Source organism: Bradyrhizobium sp. Arg816 (assembly GCF_029989365.1).
Classification (GTDB): Bacteria; Pseudomonadota; Alphaproteobacteria; order Rhizobiales; family Xanthobacteraceae; genus Bradyrhizobium.
The window spans coordinates 83,521-103,227 of record NZ_JAPRAQ010000025.1 but is presented as its reverse complement, the minus strand read 5'-3'; the positions used below and the strand labels follow the sequence as shown (position 1 = coordinate 103,227).

At 64.8% G+C, this 19,707-nt stretch carries 20 protein-coding genes; 12 read left to right on the top strand and 8 right to left on the bottom strand.

Going from position 1 to position 19,707, the window contains the following annotated elements:
* The first annotated feature begins 59 nt into the window (after positions 1-59).
* Positions 60-1,325 (top strand): D-amino acid dehydrogenase, encoded by a 1,266-nt coding sequence (locus OWC48_RS37795; RefSeq protein WP_282524551.1) that lies wholly within the window; start codon positions 60-62, stop codon positions 1,323-1,325.
* 160 nt (positions 1,326-1,485) lie between these two features.
* On the opposite strand, the gene OWC48_RS37790 is transcribed toward OWC48_RS37795, so the two are convergent.
* Entirely contained in the window at positions 1,486-2,139 is a 654-nt protein-coding gene (locus OWC48_RS37790) for a helix-turn-helix domain-containing protein (RefSeq protein WP_282524550.1), read from the bottom strand.
* Positions 2,140-2,318: 179 nt separating this feature from the next.
* On the opposite strand from OWC48_RS37790, the gene OWC48_RS37785 reads away from it, so the two are divergent.
* The 4 genes from OWC48_RS37785 to OWC48_RS37770 are packed head-to-tail and all read left to right on the top strand — an operon-like array spanning position 2,319 to position 5,784.
* Positions 2,319-3,077 (top strand): ABC transporter substrate-binding protein, encoded by a 759-nt coding sequence (locus OWC48_RS37785; RefSeq protein WP_282524549.1) that lies wholly within the window; start codon positions 2,319-2,321, stop codon positions 3,075-3,077.
* 26 nt (positions 3,078-3,103) lie between these two features.
* The gene (locus OWC48_RS37780) at positions 3,104-3,757 is read left to right on the top strand and encodes an amino acid ABC transporter permease (protein ID WP_282524548.1); all 654 of its coding nucleotides are present in this window, start codon (positions 3,104-3,106) and stop codon (positions 3,755-3,757) included.
* The gene (locus tag OWC48_RS37775; RefSeq protein ID WP_282524547.1) at positions 3,754-4,485 is read left to right on the top strand and encodes an amino acid ABC transporter ATP-binding protein; all 732 of its coding nucleotides are present in this window, start codon (positions 3,754-3,756) and stop codon (positions 4,483-4,485) included. The genes OWC48_RS37780 and OWC48_RS37775 overlap by 4 nt, the downstream gene beginning before the upstream one ends.
* Before the next feature lie 12 nt (positions 4,486-4,497).
* Entirely contained in the window at positions 4,498-5,784 is a 1,287-nt protein-coding gene (locus tag OWC48_RS37770) for an FAD-binding oxidoreductase (RefSeq protein WP_282524546.1), read from the top strand.
* 73 nt (positions 5,785-5,857) lie between these two features.
* Here the strand turns inward: OWC48_RS37770 and OWC48_RS37765 are convergent, their stop codons facing one another.
* On the bottom strand, positions 5,858-7,447 hold the full coding sequence (locus OWC48_RS37765) for a gamma-glutamyltransferase family protein (RefSeq protein ID WP_282524545.1): 1,590 nt from the start codon (positions 7,445-7,447) through the stop codon (positions 5,858-5,860).
* A 128-nt stretch (positions 7,448-7,575) separates the two neighbouring features.
* On the opposite strand from OWC48_RS37765, the gene OWC48_RS37760 reads away from it, so the two are divergent.
* Complete coding sequence (locus tag OWC48_RS37760) at positions 7,576-8,349, top strand: enoyl-CoA hydratase-related protein (RefSeq protein WP_282524544.1); 774 nt, start codon at positions 7,576-7,578, stop codon at positions 8,347-8,349.
* Positions 8,350-8,370: 21 nt separating this feature from the next.
* Here the strand turns inward: OWC48_RS37760 and OWC48_RS37755 are convergent, their stop codons facing one another.
* Together OWC48_RS37755 and OWC48_RS37750 are read right to left on the bottom strand one after the other, a co-directional pair.
* Entirely contained in the window at positions 8,371-8,547 is a 177-nt protein-coding gene (locus tag OWC48_RS37755; RefSeq protein WP_282524543.1) for a hypothetical protein, read from the bottom strand.
* A 9-nt stretch (positions 8,548-8,556) separates the two neighbouring features.
* Complete coding sequence (locus OWC48_RS37750) at positions 8,557-8,790, bottom strand: DUF6894 family protein (protein ID WP_264621893.1); 234 nt, start codon at positions 8,788-8,790, stop codon at positions 8,557-8,559.
* Positions 8,791-8,997: 207 nt separating this feature from the next.
* On the opposite strand from OWC48_RS37750, the gene OWC48_RS37745 reads away from it, so the two are divergent.
* The 3 genes from OWC48_RS37745 (at position 8,998) to OWC48_RS37735 (ending at position 13,118) form a co-directional block, all read left to right on the top strand.
* On the top strand, positions 8,998-11,067 hold the full coding sequence (locus OWC48_RS37745; protein WP_282524542.1) for a PQQ-dependent sugar dehydrogenase: 2,070 nt from the start codon (positions 8,998-9,000) through the stop codon (positions 11,065-11,067).
* Positions 11,024-11,965 carry an SMP-30/gluconolactonase/LRE family protein gene (locus OWC48_RS37740; protein WP_282524541.1) on the top strand — a complete coding sequence of 314 codons (942 nt, stop codon included), beginning with the start codon at positions 11,024-11,026 and terminating at the stop codon, positions 11,963-11,965. Before OWC48_RS37745 ends, OWC48_RS37740 begins: the two co-directional genes overlap by 44 nt.
* Positions 11,966-12,092: 127 nt before the next feature.
* Entirely contained in the window at positions 12,093-13,118 is a 1,026-nt protein-coding gene (locus tag OWC48_RS37735; RefSeq protein ID WP_282524540.1) for a histone deacetylase family protein, read from the top strand.
* Positions 13,119-13,300: 182 nt separating this feature from the next.
* Here the strand turns inward: OWC48_RS37735 and OWC48_RS37730 are convergent, their stop codons facing one another.
* On the bottom strand, positions 13,301-14,140 hold the full coding sequence (locus tag OWC48_RS37730) for a Crp/Fnr family transcriptional regulator (protein ID WP_404979864.1): 840 nt from the start codon (positions 14,138-14,140) through the stop codon (positions 13,301-13,303).
* Between the two features lie 362 nt (positions 14,141-14,502).
* On the opposite strand from OWC48_RS37730, the gene OWC48_RS37725 reads away from it, so the two are divergent.
* Genes OWC48_RS37725 through OWC48_RS37715 form a run of 3 tightly spaced genes read left to right on the top strand, consistent with a single transcriptional unit; the run spans position 14,503 to position 17,508 of the window.
* Positions 14,503-15,867, top strand: a complete 1,365-nt coding sequence (locus tag OWC48_RS37725; protein WP_282524573.1) for an ABC transporter substrate-binding protein — start codon at positions 14,503-14,505, stop codon at positions 15,865-15,867.
* Between the two features lie 4 nt (positions 15,868-15,871).
* Positions 15,872-16,672 (top strand): ABC transporter permease, encoded by an 801-nt coding sequence (locus OWC48_RS37720; protein ID WP_282524539.1) that lies wholly within the window; start codon positions 15,872-15,874, stop codon positions 16,670-16,672.
* A complete protein-coding gene (locus OWC48_RS37715) occupies positions 16,669-17,508 on the top strand; it encodes an ABC transporter ATP-binding protein (RefSeq protein ID WP_282524538.1) in 840 nt (279 codons plus the stop codon). Before OWC48_RS37720 ends, OWC48_RS37715 begins: the two co-directional genes overlap by 4 nt.
* On the opposite strand, the gene OWC48_RS37710 is transcribed toward OWC48_RS37715, so the two are convergent.
* From OWC48_RS37710 to OWC48_RS37700, 3 genes are all read right to left on the bottom strand, one after another.
* Positions 17,505-18,485, bottom strand: a complete 981-nt coding sequence (locus tag OWC48_RS37710) for an LLM class flavin-dependent oxidoreductase (RefSeq protein WP_282524537.1) — start codon at positions 18,483-18,485, stop codon at positions 17,505-17,507. The genes OWC48_RS37715 and OWC48_RS37710 overlap by 4 nt on opposite strands.
* On the bottom strand, positions 18,482-19,213 hold the full coding sequence (locus OWC48_RS37705; protein WP_282524536.1) for a 4'-phosphopantetheinyl transferase superfamily protein: 732 nt from the start codon (positions 19,211-19,213) through the stop codon (positions 18,482-18,484). Before OWC48_RS37705 ends, OWC48_RS37710 begins: the two co-directional genes overlap by 4 nt.
* Positions 19,214-19,446: 233 nt before the next feature.
* A complete protein-coding gene (locus OWC48_RS37700; protein WP_208084878.1) occupies positions 19,447-19,614 on the bottom strand; it encodes a hypothetical protein in 168 nt (55 codons plus the stop codon).
* Between the last annotated feature and the right edge of the window lie 93 nt (positions 19,615-19,707).

Genomic DNA, 19,707 nt, shown 5'->3' with positions numbered 1-19,707 from the left:
GCCGTTGCGGAGTTTGTTCTTGCAGCGGCGAGCGCGATGCCGCGGGAGTTTGACGAAGCGTGAAAGTTCTGATCCTCGGCAGCGGTGTCATCGGTGTCACCTCTGCCTACTACCTTGCGCGTGCCGGTCATGAGGTGACGGTCGTCGACCGTCAGCCCGAACCGGCGCTGGAGACCTCTTTCGCCAACGCGGGCGAGGTGTCGCCCGGCTATTCCTCGCCCTGGGCCGGCCCCGGGGTGCCGGTGAAGGCGATCAAATGGCTGCTGATGAAGCACGGCCCGCTGGTGATCCGGCCGAAGCTCGATCCTGTCATGTGGGTCTGGCTCTCCAAGATGCTGCGCAACTGCACCAGCGCGCGTTACGCGGTCAACAAGAGCCGGATGATCCCGATCGCGGAATACAGCCGCGATTGCCTGCGCGATCTGCGCCGCGACATCGGCATTCAATATGACGAGCGCTCGCAGGGCACGCTGCAGCTGTTCCGCGCCCAGGCGCAGCTCGATGGCACCGGTGAGGACATCGCCGTCCTCAAGCAGTATGGCGTTCCTTTCGAGGTGTTGAGCCGGGAAGGCTGCATCGCAGTCGAGCCGGCGCTCGCCGCCGTTAAGGAAAAATTCGCCGGCGGACTTCGCTTGCCGCAGGACGAGACCGGCGACTGCCACATGTTCACGCAGGCGTTGGCCAAGCATGCCGAAGCGCTCGGCGTGCGCTTCATGTTCAACACCGGAATCGACCGCATCGTCACGGACGGCGCGCGCGTCAGTGGTGTCGTGACCAGTGCGGGCACGTTGCAGGCCGATGCCTACGTTCTCGCGCTCGGAAGCTGGTCGTCGCGGCTCGTTGCACCGCTCGGCATCTCATTGCCGGTCTATCCGGTGAAGGGCTATTCGATCACGGTGCCGATCAAGGACGCCTCCGGCGCGCCGGAATCGACCGTGATGGACGAGAGCTACAAGGTCGCGATCACCCGCCTCGGCAATCGCATCCGCGTCGGCGGCACCGCCGAGATCTCCGGCTATTCGAGCCAGCTCTACGGCGCCCGCCGCGCCACGCTCGATCATTCGCTGACCGATCTGTTCCCGCGCGGCGGCGATCTCTCCAAGGCGACGTTCTGGAGCGGCCTGCGTCCGATGACGCCGGACGGCCCGCCGGTGATCGGCCCGACGCAGTACGGCAACCTCCACCTCAACACCGGCCATGGCACGCTCGGCTGGACCATGTCCTGCGGCTCCGGCCGCGTGCTCGCGGACATGCTGTCGGGCAAGAAGCCGGAGGTCGATGTGAGCGCGCTGACGGTGGACCGGTACAAGTATCGGTTCGGGTAAAGGTCTATCCACTCGTCATTGCGAGGAGCGCAGCGACGAAGCAATCCAGAATGTCTCCGCGGAAAGACTCTGGATTGCTTCGCTTCGCTCGCAATGACGATGTGGAGACGTTGCGGTTCTTCTTACCTTCGCCGTGTGCGGTGGCAGGTGAGCACGTGGCTTACCCCGCCCCTGTCACGCAATTCACCCACAGCACCACAGCCTTCGCATCATTGGCCGGATTGGAAAACCGGTGCGGCCTTCGGCTCGCGAACCGAAAGCTGTCGCCGGTCTTCAGCGACCACGTCTCGCTGTCCACCGTCAGCATCATCTCGCCTTCGAGCACGAGACCAGCCTCTTCGCCGTCGTGGGTGTAGAGCTCGTCGCCGGTGGAGCCGCCGGGCTCGAGATGCACCAGGAACAGATTGAGCCGGTTGTCGCTGCTCGCCGGACTCAGCAACTGCTTCGACACTCCGGTGCGCCAGAGTTTCAGTTCGGGCCGCTGGGGCCCGCGCGTCACCACTTGATCGGAGACGCTGTCGGCGCTTGGGCTTGCGCCGAACAGCGCGGCGATGCCGACGCCCAGCACGTCTGCGAGTGTGGCCAGCACGCGCAGCGACGGCGACGACAGGCCGCGCTCGATCTGGCTAAGAAAGCCGATCGACAGGTCCGTGCGCGCCGCCACCGTCTCCAGCGAGAATTGCCTGATACGCCGGAGATCCCGGATGCGGCGGCCGACCGCGACATCCATCGCGGGCTCGGCCGGCTTGGCCTTGACCGGCACCTTCCTGGCCTTCACCGTCCTCGCCGGCTTTGCGGCGGCCGGTTTGCGCATTCTTTTGCCACCGCTCACGTCAAACCGCTTCCTTCATGTGCATGAAAACCGCTTGCATCGCCCGCGAAAGTGTGACCAAATTTTCATATTGGTGAAAATAGGCCGAAACGGCTTGGCCCGCAACGTCTGATCACGACATGCGCGAGCGCCGACATCGGCCAAGCCCAAAGGGGGATGCGATGAAGCGTTTTGGTCTGGCCGCGGTCGCGGCGCTCGCGATTGCAGCGGTGATGCCGGCTTCGGCGCAGCAGGTGCTGAAGGTCGGCTCGACGCCGACAGGCATTCCCTTCACCTTCCTCGACACCAAGACCAACACCATCCAGGGCATCATGGTCGATCTCGTCACCGAGATCGGCAAGGACGCCGGCCTCAGCGTGCAGATCGAGCCGATGGCGTTCTCGGCGCTGATCCCGTCGCTGACATCGGGCAAGATCGATATGATTGCAGCGGCGATGTTCATCACCGCGCCGCGCAAGGAGGTCGTCGACTTCTCCGATCCGATCTACACCTACGGCGAAGGGCTGGTGGTCCCGAAGAGCGACACCAAGGCCTATACCACGCAGGATGATCTGAAGGGCGAGACGGTCGGTGCCCAGGTCGGCACCGCCTTCGTCGATGCGCTGAAGAAGTCCGGCCTGTTCGCCGACGTCAAGGCCTACGACACCATCCCGGACATCCTGCGCGACGTGAACACCGGTCGCCTCAAGGCCGGCTACGCCGACTATCCGATCCTCGCCTACAATCTGAAGCAGGGCGGCTTCCCCGAGGTGCGTCTGGTCGACGGCTACGAGCCCGTCACTGTCGGCTCGGTCGGCATCGGCGTCCGCAAGGGCGAGGCCGCGCTGCTCGGCAAGATCAACGCCTCGCTGGCTAAGCTGAAAGCCAACGGCACCATCGACAAGATCCTCGAGAAGTGGGGTCAGAAGGCGCAGGGTTGATCGACAGAGGCTGGTAAGGCTGTCCGATGAAAGGTTTCTGGCACGACGCCGTCGAGTTCTTCCCGATCCTGATGAGCGGCGTCGCGCTGACGATCATCGTCACCATCGGCTCGCTGCTGCTCTCGACGGTGCTGGGTCTGATCTGGGCGATGATGCGGGTCTCGGGCATCAAGGTGCTGTCGATGCTCAGCGCCAGCCTGATCAACGTGATCCGCGGCATCCCGATCATCGTGCTGCTGTTCTACCTCTATTTCGTGATGCCCGATCTCGGTGTTACGCTGTCGGCCTTGCAGGCCGCGATCCTCGGGCTCGGCATCGCCTATTCGGCCTACCAGGCCGAAAATTTCCGCGCGGGCATCGAGGCGATCGACAAGGGCCAGATCGAGGCGGCGCAGTCGATCGGCATGGGCTGGTGGCTCACCATGCGCCGCGTGGTGTTGCCCCAAGCGGTGCGCATCGTGCTGCCGCCCTATGGCAACGTCATGATCATGATGCTGAAGGACTCGTCGCAAGCCTCCACCATCACGGTCGCCGAGCTCGCGCTGCAGGGCAAGCTGATCGCGTCCTCGACCTTCAAGAACACCAGCGTGTTCACGCTTGTGGCGCTGATGTACCTCACCATGAGCATCCCGCTGATCCTGCTGGTCCGTCACTTCGAGAAGCGGGCGGGCAAGAAATGATCGAGCTCACCGACGTCCACAAAAGCTTTGGCCAGAACGAGGTGCTCAAGGGCATCACGGCCTCCGTCCAGAAGGGCGAAGTGGTCTGCATCATTGGCCCTTCGGGCTCCGGCAAGTCGACGATCCTGCGCTGTATCAACGGGCTGGAAAGCTACGACCGCGGCGAGATCAACGTCGAGGGACTGAAGGTCGACCGCGATGCGCCCTCCATCGTGAAGGTCCGCACCCAGGTCTCGATGGTGTTCCAGCGCTTCAACCTGTTCCCGCATCGCACCGTGCTGGAAAACGTCGTCGAAGGCCCGCTGTTCGTAAAGAAGGAGCCGCACGCGCAGGTGCTCGAGCGCGGCCGCGCGCTGCTCGGTCAGGTGGGCCTCGCCGAAAAGGCCGATGCGCATCCGCCGCAGCTCTCCGGCGGCCAGCAGCAGCGCGTCGCCATCGCGCGCGCACTCGCGATGCAGCCAAAGGCGATCCTGTTCGACGAGCCGACCTCGGCGCTCGATCCCGAGCTGGTCGGTGACGTGCTCGGCGTGATGCGCAAGCTCGCCGATGACGGCATGACCATGGTCGTCGTCACCCACGAGATGGGCTTCGCCCGCGACGTCGCCGACCGCGTGCTGTTCATCGACGGCGGCGTCATCGTCGAGCAGGGACCGGCCAAGGCGCTGCTCAATCAACCCCAGCATCCACGCACGCAGGATTTCTTGCGCCGGGTGCTGCATCCGCTCTGATCGGTTCTCGTCATGACTATGCGCCTGCCTCTGCCGCCCTCGCTCTATGCCGACACCGCCGTTGCGCCGGTTGCCACGCCGCCGCTCGACGCTGACAAGACCGTCTCCGTTGCGATCGTCGGCGGCGGCTACACCGGCCTGTCCACCGCGCTGCATCTGGCGGAGCAGGGCGTCGACGCCCTGGTGCTGGAGGCGCAGGAGCCGGGCTGGGGCGCGTCGGGCAACAATGGCGGTCACACCAATCCCGGCCTGAAGCATGACCCCGATCAGATCGAGGCCGATTTCGGCGCTGAACTCGGCCGCCGCATGATCGAGTTCTCCTACGGCACGACCAACTTCACGCATGACCTGATCCGCCGATACCAGATCCCCTGCGAAGCGCGGCAGAATGGCACGTTGCGCGCGGCCTACAACGAGGCCAGCGCTGCTGCGATCGAGAAGACCGCGCAGCAATGCATCCGTCGCGGCATGCCGGTGCAATATCTGAACCGCGAGCAGTTGCGCGAGATGACCGGCACCGACCGCTACATCGGCGCGATGCTGGACACGCGCGGTGGCGATCTGCATCCGCTCAGCTACGCCCGCGGCCTCGCGCGCGCCGCGATCTCCGCGGGCGCGAAGGTCCTTGGCGAAACGCCGGCGCTGTCGCTCCGTCGCGACGGCGCGCGCTGGCGCATCGAGACGCCGCGCGCGGTGGTGCATGCCGACAAGGTCCTGCTCGCCACCAACGGCTTCACCGACGATCTCTGGCCGGCGCTCCGCCGCACCATCGTGCCGGTGTTCTCCTCGATTGCCGCCACCGCGCCGCTCTCCGACGCGGTCGCCCGTTCGATCATGCCGACACGGCCGGTGCTCTACGAGAGCGGCCACATCACGGTCTATTACCGCATCGATCAGCACAATCGCCTCCTCATGGGCGGCCGCGGCCCGATGCGCTGGATCAAGTCGCACAACGACGTTGCCTATCTCATGCGTTATGCCGAGCGGCTATGGCCGCAGCTCAAGGGCGCTGCCTGGACGCACGGCTGGAACAGCCGGCTCGCCATCACCAAGGATCATTATCCGCATGTGCACGAGCCGGCGGAAAACATCCTGATCTCGCTCGGCTGCAACGGCCGCGGCGTCGCGCTCTCGACCGCGATGGGCGCGCAGCTCGCGCGCCGGCTGATCGGCGGCGCCAAGGCTGAGATCGACATGCCCGTCACGGGCATCAAGCCGATTCCGATGCACGCGTTCTGGCCGGTCGGCGTGACGACGGCGGTGATTGCCGGGCGAGTGCGCGACCGGTTGGGGATCTGATTAAGCTAAGCTGCGGCCGCAGCGAGGATGTGCTCCTCTCCCCGCAAGCGGGGCGAGGTAACGCAGCTCAGCCTCAGCCCTCCGCCACAGCGTCGGCCCAGGGGTGGAAGATCTCGACCGCGCCGGAATTCGTATCGCCCTCGCGCATCACCACGCTGGGGCAGGCAAACTTCTGCGGCACGGCCTGCACTTGCGTCTCTTCATAGTCGAAGCGTGCGGCAAGCGTCTTGCGTACGTCCGCGGGCAGTCTGATATCGCCGATCACGATCGCGCCTTCGCTGGCATCGATACGCGGCTGGTGGATCGCCGTATCGAGGTCCATGCCAAAATCCATCGCAAAGGACACGAGCTGGATCACCGACGGCAGGATGCGGCGGCCGCCGGAGGCACCGACCGCGAGACGCTTGCCGCCCTTGGTCTCGGCAATCACCGGCGTGATGTTGGTGAGGCACCGCTTGCCCGGGGCGAGCGAGTTGGTGGTGCCCGGCGTCGGATCGAACCACATGATGCCATTGTTCATGGCGATGCCGGTGTGCGGCGTCACGTATTTCGAGCCGAAGGACGAGAGCAGCGTCTGTGTGACCGCGGCGATGTTGCCGTGGCGGTCGACCACGGAGAAATGCGTCGTGCAGGCGGGCGCCAGATGTTCGGCGCCGAGCGAGCGCTTGCCGTCGGCATCGCCCATGTCCTTGAGCCGCTCGCGGAAGGCTGCTTGCAAGGCGAGCGCATATTCGACGTAGGCTGCGGCATCCGGCACGCTCACGGGCTTCAGGCCTTGCTGCAGCAGGCGCAGCGCATGCGCCATGGTCGGACCGGCGGTGAGCTCCGGCGTCGCATACACCTTGCCGTCGCGATAGGGGATCGCCAGCGGCTCGCGCAGATGGGCGCGAAACGCGGCGAGATCCTCCACCGACAGCGAGCCGCCGTCGGCCTTGATGTCGGATGCGATGCTTTTGGCGAGATCGCCCCGGTAGAAATCGCGCGGACCGGCAGCGGCGAGATGTGACAGCGTCGCCTTCAGCGTGGCCATCGGCAGCCGCGTCTCGGACTTGATGCCCCACGGCGCGCTCGGCGGCAGGCCATCCTTCAGGAATGTCGCCGCGCTCGCGGGATAGCGCCTGAGATCGGCGGCCGATGCCGCGATTGTCAGCGTGGTCCACCAATCGACCAGCAGGCCTTCGCCGGCGAGCGCGGTGGCCGGCGCGACCAGATCCTTCCACGGCATCTTGGCGTAGCGGCGATGCGCCTCCTCCATGCCGGCGACGACGCCGGGCACGGCGATCGAGCCGGGGCCGTGGATGTTGCGATCATCCTTCACCCGCGGCCAGGGAAAGAGGTCGGAGGCCGCACCTTCGCCGCTGAGCGGATAGTCGGCGGCGCGCAGGCTCTGCGGCGCGCACATGCCGTAGTCGATCACCTCGGTGCGGTTTTCCTTGGCGCGGTAGAGTACCATGACGCCGCCGCCGCCGATGCCGCTGTTCCAAGGCTCCAGCACGTTCAGCGCGAAGGTGGTCGCGACGATCGCGTCCACGCAGTCGCCCCCTGCCGCCAGCACCTGCGCCCCCACTTCGGCCGCCCGCCGCGATTGCGAGGCGACGATGCCGCCCTTGGATGTGACGGCAGGTTTGCGGACGGTTTGGGCGAGGCTGAATTGATGAGGCATGATGTCGTCTTGATCTCTGGATTCGATTGTTCTGGCTTCGTTGCGCTGACGCGGAAGCTGCAGCATTGGCGGGGCGCGCGAAGGATGGCACATTGCCGCCAACGAGAAAATCCAAAGGGAGACGCGACATGGCAGGTGTGAAACAGGCGCGGGATGGCGCGGTTGGGATCTTGACGCTCGACGAGCCGGCGAGCCTGAACGCGATGACGCCGGACCTGCTCGGCGCGCTCGCCGCCGCCGTCGCCGAGATGACCGGGGACGAGGACGTCCGCGCCCTGGTTCTTACCGGCGCTGGACGCGGTTTTTGCTCAGGACAGAATTTGAAGGCGTCGGAGGCGCTGGGCGAGGACATCGCCGCCGGCGTGATGCGCTTCTACTGGCCGGCCTTTAAGGCGTTGCGCGAATGCCGCGTGCCTGTCGTGGTCGCCGTCAACGGCGTCGCGGCCGGCGGCGGCTTCAGCCTTGCGATGGCCGGCGACATGATCGTTGCGGCGCGGTCGGCGAGCTTCATCCAGGTGTTCAGCCGCATCGCCCTGGTGCCCGATCTCGGTTCGACCTGGCTGCTGCGGCGGCTGGTCGGCCGGCAGCGCGCGCTCGAGCTGATGCTGCTGAACGAGCCGCTGACGGCCGAACGCGCGCAGGAGATCGGCCTGGTGCGAGACGTCGTCGACGACGCGAAGCTGATGGACGAGGCCCTAACTCTGGCGCGCCGTCTGGCCGACGGCCCAACGCGCGCTTTGGTCGCAACCCGCACACTGGTCGAGGAGAGCGAGCACACGACCTATGAGGCGCAGTTCCGCCGCGAGATCGAACTTCAGGCCACGATCCGCAAGAGCGCCGACGCCATCGAAGGCCGCAACGCCTTCGTCGAGAAGCGTAAGGCGAAATTTACGGGGAAGTAGGGGAAGGGTGGTGGATCGCGCTCAGAGCCTGCGATCCAGCCGGCTGGCCTGATATTTGGCGTGCCATTTCGGGCCAGGTCCGCGCATGTAGTGAAGCTCGGGGCGGTAGGGGTTGCCTGCGATCCGCACCAGCTTCTGCCACTTGTTGGCAACGAAGTTGAGGGGCTGGCGGAGCAGGGTCAGTGAAGCGAACAGCACGACATCACCTCAATGCGGCTTGCCGAGCATGGCGGTGAAGGGAAGGTCGAAGATCTCCTCGCCGTCGGAGCCGCTGACATGGATCACCCAGTCGCGCCAGTCTTCGGCACCCGGAGTGTAGATCATCGAGTGCATGATCTGCGCCGCACGGTCACGCGCCTCGGTCAGGCTGGCCACCGCGATGCCGCTGCGATCGATCAGCGTGCCTTCGGTGTTGGAGCAGTGAAAATAGACCTGGACCATATCCGTCTCCTGTCGGGAGCGACTGGGATGGCAAATCGATACCACCCGAGGCCTTCGCGAAACATTCGGGGCGAGCCCGGTAAGGGAATCTACGGAGATTGGTCGCTGCGAAGGCCCGAGCGGGTTTGATCACAGGGGGGTGATGATCAACTGGACGGCGTTCCCATGGCATGGAACAACTTTGGACCGAAAGTCCGGGGGATCGCCGTGAACCAGCTCACATTCTGGCATGAACGCCGAAGCTTGTTTGCGGCGATCGTCGCCGGAGCGCTGTTCGGTCTTGCCCCGGGGGCCTCCTGCGAGCCGGTGAGGAAAAGCGGCTACGCGATCGGCACGGAAACCTGCGGCAGCGGCGATCTCGCCTTTCCCAGAATCCAGATCGACATGAAGGGGGGATTCTGCGCCGGTCTCGTCGCCTCCGAAGAGGATCGCCTGACATTTCCGCGCGCGATCATCCAGGTGCCGGGCCGTGACCTGTTCGTGGTCGCCGACATGGGTGGCTGGGGCCACACCGATGGACGGCTGCTGCTGCTCGATCCGCATGCGCCGCAGGGGCAGCGGTTCAAGGAGCTGCTGACCGGTGTCGAGTATCCGTTCGGCCTCGTGATTGGCCCGGACAAGAAGCTGTACGCCTCGACCGCGGAGACGATCTTCCGGTTCGATCCGCTCGCCGACAATCCCCGCAGCACGGTCGAGACCATCATCCGGCACATGCCCGGCCGCCGGATCACATTGCCTGACGGCACCAGGCTCGACGAGAGCGCGCATCCGCTCAAGCAGTTCGTCTTTGACAGGAACGGGCGGCTGTTCGTCAATGTCGGCTCGCACAGCGACGACTGCATCACGTCGGCACCGATCACAAGGCCATGCGCGGCGGCCGAAGGCGCGTCCGCGATGGCCTCGATCTGGCTGTTCACACCGCCCGCAGGCGCCACCTTCCCGGCGCTGAAGCCGGCCGATCCGGACCCGCCGCACACCGTCTATGCGCGCGGCTTGCGCAATTCGATGGCGCTGGCGCTGCATCCCAACTTTCCCGATGCGGGTTACGCCTTCCTGCAAGGCGAGAACGGCCGTGACCTGCCCGACATCTTCAAGCCGAACGAGGAGATCAATGCGATAGAGCAGGGCAGGCATTATGGCTGGCCCTATTGCTACGACCTGTCGACGCCGAGCCCCGAATTCAAGCTCGTGCTGCAATCCGGGGTCTACAAGTCGCTCTGCACGGCCAATGCGTTCTACAAGGCGCCGTTCTCGCTGATGCCGCCGCATGGCGCGCCGCTCGCGATGCTCTATTATCACGGCGTGAAATTCCCGGAGCTGGAAGGCAAGCTGCTGGTCGGCCTGCACGGCTATCGCCCGACCGGCAGCCGCGTCCTCGTCTATGACGTCGACGACCACGGCTTCCCGAAGCCCGCCCCGGCGCCGGTGCGCTACCACGTCAGTTGCGCGGCTGATCCGACCCACAGCTTTCAGACCGGGGCCGGCGACGTCGCGGCCGCGCCATTCGAGGAGCTGATCGCCGGCTGGCACCGCGTCAACGGCGCGCGGCCGCAGGGCGCGCCAGTCGGTATGACTGTCGCGGCAGACGGCGCAATCTGGCTGGTGGAGGACAAGAACAAGACCGTGATCCGCATCGACCGCGCCGCGGGTGACGCGCCGGTGCCGCTGCCATGCGACATGCGCAGCCAGGCGATGATCGACCAGCTCGCGGCCTTCGTCGCCAGGGACGCGCAGAACGGTGTCCGGCTCACGACGCTGCGCAAGGGCCTCGTCGAGAAGCATTGCGTTGGCTGCCACTCGGATTTCGGCCTGAAGGCTGGGCAATCGGATGCGGAAAAGGACGCGACCGTGCTGCGCTTCATGCTGTCGCAGGACGGCTGGATCTATCCGGGCGATCCAGACTCCGGCAAGCTGCGCACGCGGCTGCGCGGCATCGGCGCCGAGAAGCTGATGCCGCCGGGCGGTGAAGGCCTGCCCAGGACCGAACCTGGCTACACGCGCCTGCTCGATACCGCAGACCTGCTGGTTGCGAAAATGGTTCCGGGCACGCGGATGCGGATCAAGTCCGGCCCGCCGCAGCGCAAGTTCTTTGGCAAGACCAACAAGGAATGCGGCGAAATACCGGCCGCCAAGGTCGTTGTCGTGACACAAAGGAGCGCTGTAGACAAACCCGGCTTCAGCCGGTTCTTCCGGCCTGCCGACCCCTATCTGAATGGCGAGTGCAGCGACGACGATGGCTATTACATCCGGCAGGAATTTCTGGTGCCTGTGCAGTAGCGTCCTTCTCGTCATCGCGGCATCGGCGGCCCATGCTGAAACAAAGCTGTTCGAAAGCGTGCAGGTGACGCCGCCGGGCGAATACACCTTCGGCATCGAAGGGCCGGCGGCCGATCTCGACGGCAATCTCTTCGTAGTCAACTTTGGCAAGCCCGGCACCATCGGCAAGCTGCCGGTCGGCGGCGCCGCTTCGGAGCAATTCACGGCACTGCCCGAGGGCAGCGTCGGCAACGCCATCCGCTTCGCGCGTGACGGCACGATGTTCATCGCCGATTACAAGAAGCACAACATCTTAGCGATCCAGAAGGGCGCGAGCGAGCCCGTCGTCTGGTTTCATTCCGACGAGATGAACCAGCCCAACGACATCACGGTCGCGCGCGACGGCACGATCTATGCGAGTGATCCGAACTGGAAGGGCAGGGAAGGCCACATCTGGCGTATCGCCAAATCTGGGGACGGCACGGTGCAGGGGCGGGTGATGCCGGCGCCGCGCGCGATGGGCACCACCAACGGCATCGACCTCAGCCCTGACGGCAAGACGCTCTATGTCGGGGAATCCAGCAGCGGCCAGATCTGGTCCTACACCGTCAGCGGCAACGAGCTCACCGGCGCAAAACTCGTCAAAGCCTTTCAGCCCGACACCGTCGACGGCCTGCGCACCGACGTCGCCGGCCGTCTCTATGTCGCGCGCATCCTCAAGGGCACCATCGCGCTGATGAAGCCCAATGGTGCGGTCGAGCGGGAGATCGCACTGAAGGGCAAGGAGCCGACCAATCTCGCCTTCGGCGGCAGCGACGGCAAGACCGTGTTCGTCACCCAGCGTCAGGGCGGCTTCGTCGAGTCCTTCCGCACCGACCAGCAGGGCCGCGAGCACTGCCTCCAGCGCGGGCGTTGCTGAGCGTCACGGGCGGTCTGCCTCCGGCGCAGAGCAGGACCAAAGCGGCGGCACTCTTCTTGCTTGCATCTGGCCGCCGCAGGCATTTAGACATCTGTGGGCACCGTCAACGCGACCACGGAGTGTTTGAGTGAAAGCCGTCCATACCGAACTGCATCGCAGCCACGATCCGCAATTCTTCCTGGTTCGCGGTGTCGTCAAGCGCACCACAGAGCAGCCCGAGCGCGCCGATCGCCTGCTCAAGGGGTTGATGGACGGCAAGCATCAACTGGTCGAACCGACGACATTCGGACAGGGGCCGCGTGCGCGGATTCACAGCCCGGAATATCTTTCGTTCCTCAGCGAAGCCTGGGATGCTTGGACCGCGCTCGGCGATTCCGGCCCGGAGATGATCGGCAACATCCATCCCGTGCGTCATGCCGCGACCTATCCCACTCACATCGTAGGCCGACTCGGCTGGCACACCGCCGATACCGCGGCGCCGATCGGTCCCGGCACCTGGGCCGCGGCCTGCGCCGCTACCGACGTTGCGGTCACGGCAGCGCAGATGGTGATGGACGGCGAGGATGCGACCTATGCACTCTGCCGTCCGCCCGGCCATCACGCCTACCGCGACATGGCCGGTGGCTTCTGTTTCCTCAACAACAGCGCGATCGCCGCGGCGCATCTGCGTCTGAAGCACGAGCGCGTCGTGATCCTGGACGTCGACGTACACCATGGCAACGGCACGCAAGGTATTTTCTACACGCGCCCTGACGTCTACACGGTGTCGATCCACGCCGACCCCATCGCGTACTATCCTTATGTGTGGGGCTACGCGCATGAGCGCGGCGAAGGACCCGGCCTCGGCGCCAATCTCAACATCCCCCTGGCCATCGGCACCGGCGACGACGGCTACATCCAGGCGATGGATGTCGCGCGCAAGGCGATCGAATCCTTTGCACCCGGCGCCCTCGTCATCGCGCTCGGCCTCGACGCCTCCGAGCACGATCCACTGAAGGGCCTCGCCGTCACCACGCCGGGCTTCCGCCGCATCGGCCAGGCCATCGCGAAGCTGGGCCTGCCGACCGTGTTCGTGCAGGAGGGCGGCTATCTCTCGGATATTCTGGGCGCGAACCTGACCTCGGTGCTGGCCGGATTCGAAGAGGCGCGGTGAGGCCGGTTCTTAACCTCTCCCCGCTTGCGGGGAGAGGTCGGAGTTTGCGTGAGCAAATTCCGGGTGAGGGGGTACAGGTCTCACGAACATCTCACTCGCGGAGAGAGGCCCCTCACCCCAACCCTCTCCCCGTAAGAACGGGGAGAGGGAGAAGGATCGCACTCGTCTCCGCCTGCCGCGCCTCAATCCCTGAACAAAATCTGCTCCAGCAGGTCGATCCGCTTGATCCGGATGCTGCTGCCGTCGATGGCGATGATGCGGCGGTTCTGGAACCGCTTCAGCATCATCGTCACCCATTGCCGGGTCGAGCCGACCATGGCCGCGATCTGGTCATGCGTGATCTTGCGATTGATGATGATGGTGTCGCCGTCGGCCGTGCCGTGCAACTCCGACAGCGTGAGCAGGAATTGCGCCAGCCGTTCGATCACCGATCGCGTGCCGAGGATCTGCGCCATCGAGGAGTAGCATTTGCCCTTGGCGATGAGGCCGTCGATCAGCGCCAGCGCGAAGGCAGGCATGCCGGTCAACAGCTTCTCGAGCGCGGGGCCGGAGAGTGTCGTGATCTCGCAGGCCTCGATGGCGATGCCGGACCACATGTGAATGCCACCGCCGGATATCTCGGGGCCTCCGATGAAATGTCCCGGCGTCCAATAGGCGAGCGTGATCTCGCGGCCCGACGGCGCGGTGTAGTAGACCCGAACCTGTCCGCGGCGGATGATGAAGATGCCGTCGTGGCCATCGCCCTGGCTGAATACCATCTCGCCTTGCGGCACCGTGATGATGCGGCCGGCCGCGTGCACGCGCGCCTGCTCCGACGCGGACAAGCGGTCGAGGAAATGCGCGCCGGCATTCAGCCCGTCGATCGTCTCGCTCATGAACAGCGCCGAGCTCGCGGGCCTCGCGCGTGTGCTGCGGACCCGCCGCGTCTTCTTGTGGTCGGTCCAGTCGAACGGAACGCCTGCATGAGGCCGGTCGGCGAAAGCGGCAGGCTCGGTCGCGGCAGCTTCCTTGAGTATGGTCATCGCAATCCGTCAGCTCTCCAGGGGCTTGCGAATAGGTAAGTGCGGCGATGGTGCGATGTCCATCTCTTTGCGATCGTTCCAAATCACTTAGCAAAGCTTGACATGCGCGGCGACCGGCAGCGAAACGATTCCTCTGTCCATGGCTTCGTCCTGAGAAAATCCTTTGCGTCGTTGCGCGACGGAATCATGACGCGAACGTCCTGCGACAGCGATGCAAGTAATTGCTTCAAGCGTTGCGCCACGCCTTCGATAGTGCCGGCCAGCATTGTTGCCGGCGCGCGCCCGGCCTCCCCGAGGACAGTTCGATGATCGAATTCAGCTCTTTGAGACTCAGTGTGGCCAGTGTGGCCATCACCGTTGCGATGTTCGCGCCGGCCCAGGCGGAGACGATCCGTGTGGCAGTCGGGACGCAGGACACGACGATCAATTGCGCGACCGGCGGACTGCTCATTCACGAGCTCAAGCTACTCGAGAAATTTCTGCCCCATGACGGCAAGTACAAGGATGTCACCTACGACATCCAGTGGAAGAATTTTACGAGCGGCGCGCCGCTCACCAACGAGATGGTCGCAGGCAAGCTCGATTTCGGCGCGATGGCTGACTTTCCGGGCTCGCTCAACGGCGTGGCGTTCCAGAAGGCTGGCCGCCGCAGCCTCTTCATCAGCGTGCTGTCCGGCAGCACCAAGGGCAGTGGCAACGGCATCGTGGTGCCGTCGAGCTCGCCGGTGCAATCGCTCGATGAGCTCAAGGGCAAGACCATCTCGGTTCCCTTTGCCTCGACCTCGCACGGCATGCTGCTTCGGGCGATCGAGGCCAAGGGCTGGAATCCCGAGACCGACGTCAACATCATCACGCAGGCGCCGGAGGTTGCGGGGCCGGCCTTGCAGGCCGGCAAGATCGAGGCGCATGCCGACTTCGTTCCGTTCGCCGAGCTGTTCCCGTGGCGCGGCTTTGCGCGCAAGATCTTTGATGGTGCGCAGGCCAATGCGCCGACGTTCCACGGCGGACTGGTTGATGCCGAGTACGCCGAAAAATATCCGGAGATCGTCGTTGCCTATTTGCGCGCAGCGATCGAGGCGGATCGCCTGATCGCGGAGGAGCCGGAGAAATACAGCGAGCTGATCGCGAAGGTCACCGGCATCGAGGCGGAGGTCGACTATCTCTTCCACGGCCCGCTCGGTCTTCAGACCCGCGATGTGACCTGGAAGCCGGAATACCGCCAGGCGGTCGCCACCTCGATCAAGACGCTGAAGCTGCTCAAGCGCGCCGACAGCGATCTCGATATCAACCAGTTTGTCACCGACAAGTTCATCCGCGTTGCGACCGCGCATGCGGGGCGCGACTATGACGCCGAGCTGAAGAACTACGCGCAGCTTCCGCTTCGTGCCAAGGACGCCGCAACGGGCGCCGAGATCAGCGACTTCAGCCGCGTCGCGCAGATCTGGGTCAAAGACGAGGCTCATGTGCGTCACTACGCGTCGCCCGAGAACGCGCTGAAGGCGCTCGCCGGCCTCGAGAAGGACGGCAAGACCATCCGCGTCGTCTACGCTCAGGATCGCGAGAGTGGTATTAAGCTGTTCGCAAACCAGGCCTGGTTCGTACGGTCGACCAAGGGCGAGCTGAGCGCCTTCCTGCTCAAGCAGGCGGCCGAGGGCTGGTCGAAGAAGAACGGTGGCGCTGTGCTCGACTTCGCGGCCGCGCGCGAGTCCCTCGTCGCGAGCCGGTGAGGCGATGGCCACCGCTATCAAGGCGCGGCCTGCGGCCGTCCGCTGGATGGTCCGCGGTCTTTCGATCCTGGCCTGCATTGCCCTGTGGCAGGTCGCTTCGACAACGCATCTCAATCTGGGGATCGTGACCTTCCGCAACGTGCCGCCGCCGGTCGAGGTCGTTCAATCCGCGCTCGCCCTGTTTCGTTCGCCGAAACTGACGGCACACGTCACCAGCAGCCTCTGGCGCGTGTTCGCGGGCTACGGGGCGGCGGTGGTGATCGGCGTATTCCTCGGCTTCGCGATTGGCCGCTCGCGCGCCGCGAGCGATCTCTTGCTGCCGCCGCTGGAATTGCTGCGGCCGATTCCGGCCGTGGCGTGGATTCCTCTGTCGATCTTGATGTTTCCGTCGTCCGAGCTGTCGATGATCTACATCACCTTCATCGGTGCCTTGTTTCCGATCGTGCTGAACACCGTCCACGGTGTCGCGAATGTCGACCGCCGGCTGGTTGCCTCCGCCCGCAGCCTCGGCGCGGGGAAGTTGGCGATCCTGAGGGAAGTCGTGCTGCCGGACGCCGCGCCCAGCATCGTCACGGGGCTTGCGATCGGCATGGGCACCTCGTGGTTCTGCCTCGTCACCGCGGAGATGATCTCGGGCCAGTTCGGCATCGGCTATTACACCTGGGAAGCCTATACGCTCCAGAACTACGCCGACATCATCGTCGGCATGCTGATCATCGGCCTGCTCGGCATGGGATCGAGCTGGCTGCTGACGACGGCCGGGCGGCTTCTGATGCCCTGGCGTAGCCCGAAGGTGGCGAGATGAACATCCGGGTCGCGGATATCGGCACCGAGAGCGTCGGTCGCATCGACTTCGCCGATGTCTCGATTTCACTCGGATCGGGCGGTGACGCATTCGAAGCGGTCAGCGGTCTCGATGTCGCGATTGCGCCGGGCGAGCTCGTCTGCATCCTCGGTCCCTCCGGCTGCGGCAAATCCACGCTGCTCGGCGCGCTGGCCGGGCATTTGCCGATCACGGCTGGCCGTCTCACGGTCGACGGCCAGCAGGTCCAGAGTCCGAGCCCGGACCGGGGCATGGTGTTTCAGCAGCACACGCTGTTTCCCTGGAAGCGGGTGCGTGACAATGTCGCCTTCGGCCCGAAGATGCGGGGCCTCGCGAGGAGGGAGCGCGACCGCGCCGCCGACGCGATCCTGAAGCTGGTCGGCCTTTCCGGCTTCGAGGCGTTCTATCCGGCGCAATTGTCGGGCGGCATGCAGCAGCGCGTGGAAATCGCGCGGGTCCTGATCAACCAACCGCGGGTGCTGCTGATGGACGAGCCCTTCAGTGCGCTCGACGCGCAGACGCGTGGCATGATGCAGGAGGTCCTGCTCGACATCTGGAGCAAGATCCCGACCACCACGGTCTTCGTCACCCACGACATCGACGAGGCATTGTTCCTCGCCGATCGCATCGTCGTGATGAGCGCACGACCCGGCCGGGTGATTGAGGATGTCGTGCTGCCTTTCGCGCGGCCACGCAGCCACGATCTCGTGACCGAACCGGAGTTCGTGCGCCTGAAGCGGCATGTCATGCAGCTCTTGCGACGGCCGGAGGACAGCGAGCCGTTGGCACGGCTCAGTCCGCTCGGCGTGCCGTCCTAAAACATCCCGCTCGCCGCGAGCGCCTTGCAGACGTGCTGCATCTCGGCCTCGTCGGCGACCATGTCGAGCATGATCGTGGTCAGGCCCTTCGCTGCAAAATCCTTCAGCTTTGCGCCGATCTCGGCGTAGCTGCCGACGAGATAGGGGCAGTCGGCCTGGAAGGTCAGGAACGGCAGCAGCCAGTAGCCATTGTCAGCGAGCTCGCCGCTCTGGCCGTCATAGAGCCGCCGCTTCCACACGGAATCGCTGTTCTCCACGGTGAGCGCGAGCAGCTCGCGATCATCGGGATTGTCGCGAAAGCGTGCCTTAGCGGCCTGTCGTGCTTCCTCGCGTCCCTCGCGGGCGAAGATGCCAAAGTTCATTCCTGATACATCGAGACCGCGATCTAGATCGGGCGGCAACATCTGCATCTTGATGCAGCTGGTCTCCTTCGCCACGCGCTGCGCCGCCTCCGATTGGCCCGCGACCAGGAATTCCGGCATCAGCTCCGCCGGCAGGCGCGGGCGAAGTTGCAGATTGCTCGCGCGGTAGAACCGGCCCTCGAAATTCACCGGGCGGGGGCTTTCCAGCAATTGGCGCATCAGCGCGACGAATTCGCTGAGCCGGACGTAGCGGTCGGCATGCGACTGCTCGTCGCCCAGCCCGTGCAGGTCGCTGACCGCGGTCCCCGTGATCATGTTGAGATAGACCTTGCGGCTGTGGAGCTGCGCAAAGGACGAGACGAATTTTGCCGCGGCGAACGGGTGCATGTAGACCGGATTGACCGCGATCAGCGGCGAGCTTCGCGTGGTCTTACCGATGATGTGCTGGGCCATCGCCCAGGGCTCGACGGACACGTCGTTGCCTTCGAACAGCAGGATGCCTTCGAAGCCGTTGCGATCGGCGAACTGCGCCACTCGCATCAGCTCGCCGACATATTTCTTGGGATCGCGGTTGCGCGAGATCGCTGGAAAGACGCGCAGCCGCAGCGGCGTCATTCAGCTGCTTCCTGGAAGGGCCAGGCATTGCGGGTAATGGGAAGGCCGCCATGCGCGCGGGAGCCATCGGCGATCGCGAGGCGATGCGAGGGCGACGGCGAGCACAGCGAGAATCGCCAGCCTGACGGATCGTCGGCGATATCGGGCTTGAAGCTGATCTCGATGGCCTCCCGGGACACCTGCATCGCGAAAGCGTCGAGCGGCAAATTGAGCCCAAACCCCCTTGCCTTCAGATAGGCCTCCTTGAGCGTCCAATAGTCGAAAAAGCGCTCGATCGCGGCGGGCTCCGGCAGTCCGCGTAACGATTCGACCTCCTCCGGCGCAAAGAAGCGAAGCGCGGTGGACAATGGCGCGACACGCCGTGACACGGTTTCGACGTCGACGCCGACGGTCTCATGCCCGGACACGACGCAGGCAACGCAGCCATCGGCATGGGACAGGCTGAAATGCAGCGCGGTCGAGGTCGCGGGCGCCGCGACAAACGGCCGCCCGTAGCGGCCGGCCCCGAAGGACCAATCGGTGGGTGCGACGTTCGGTGCGGCCTGCGACAGCGCCAGGCGCAGCATCGCGTGCGCGAAAATATACTGCCGCCGATGCCGCTCAAACATGAAGCGATCGGCGCGGATCCGTTCGTCGACCGAGAGCAGGCGTCGGCACGCATCGATTGCGCCCGGCGCGTCAATGGTCTCGATCAGTCCGACAAACAGTTCAATTCTGTCGTCTGCCATCAAAAGGGCCCATGGCGTCAGGCGGAGGCCAAGTCTCCGGCCCTGACGGAAGAATCAACTGAGCAAGAATCAACTGAGCGGACCGCTTCTAACGGTCCACCCGGGCAATTTCTTGTCGATTTGCAGGCCGGTTTACAGGCGCAAGCTTGTGCGAGACCCCAACTCGACGAGCGAGCGGCCCATATCCGGAAAGTGAAGCCTGAGGATTCGTGCGGCGTCCCGGCCGACGATCCTTACTTCTTCTTCTTGGCTTTCTTCGCTCCGCCCAGCATCGAAAGGCTGGCGTCGACATCCTTGAGCGCGGACTGGAGCTTCTTCTTCTCGGCGCCCAGCAGCTTTTGCAGGGCCTTGCGGTCCTTGTCGCTCAACGAGGTACCCTTGGTAAATTTGATGAAACCCATAACAAACTCCCCGGTTGAAAATAATCGTCCAAATCAAATCGAGAGAATAATCTTGCGCGCTGGCGCCAAATAATCAAGCTGCAACTTGGTCAT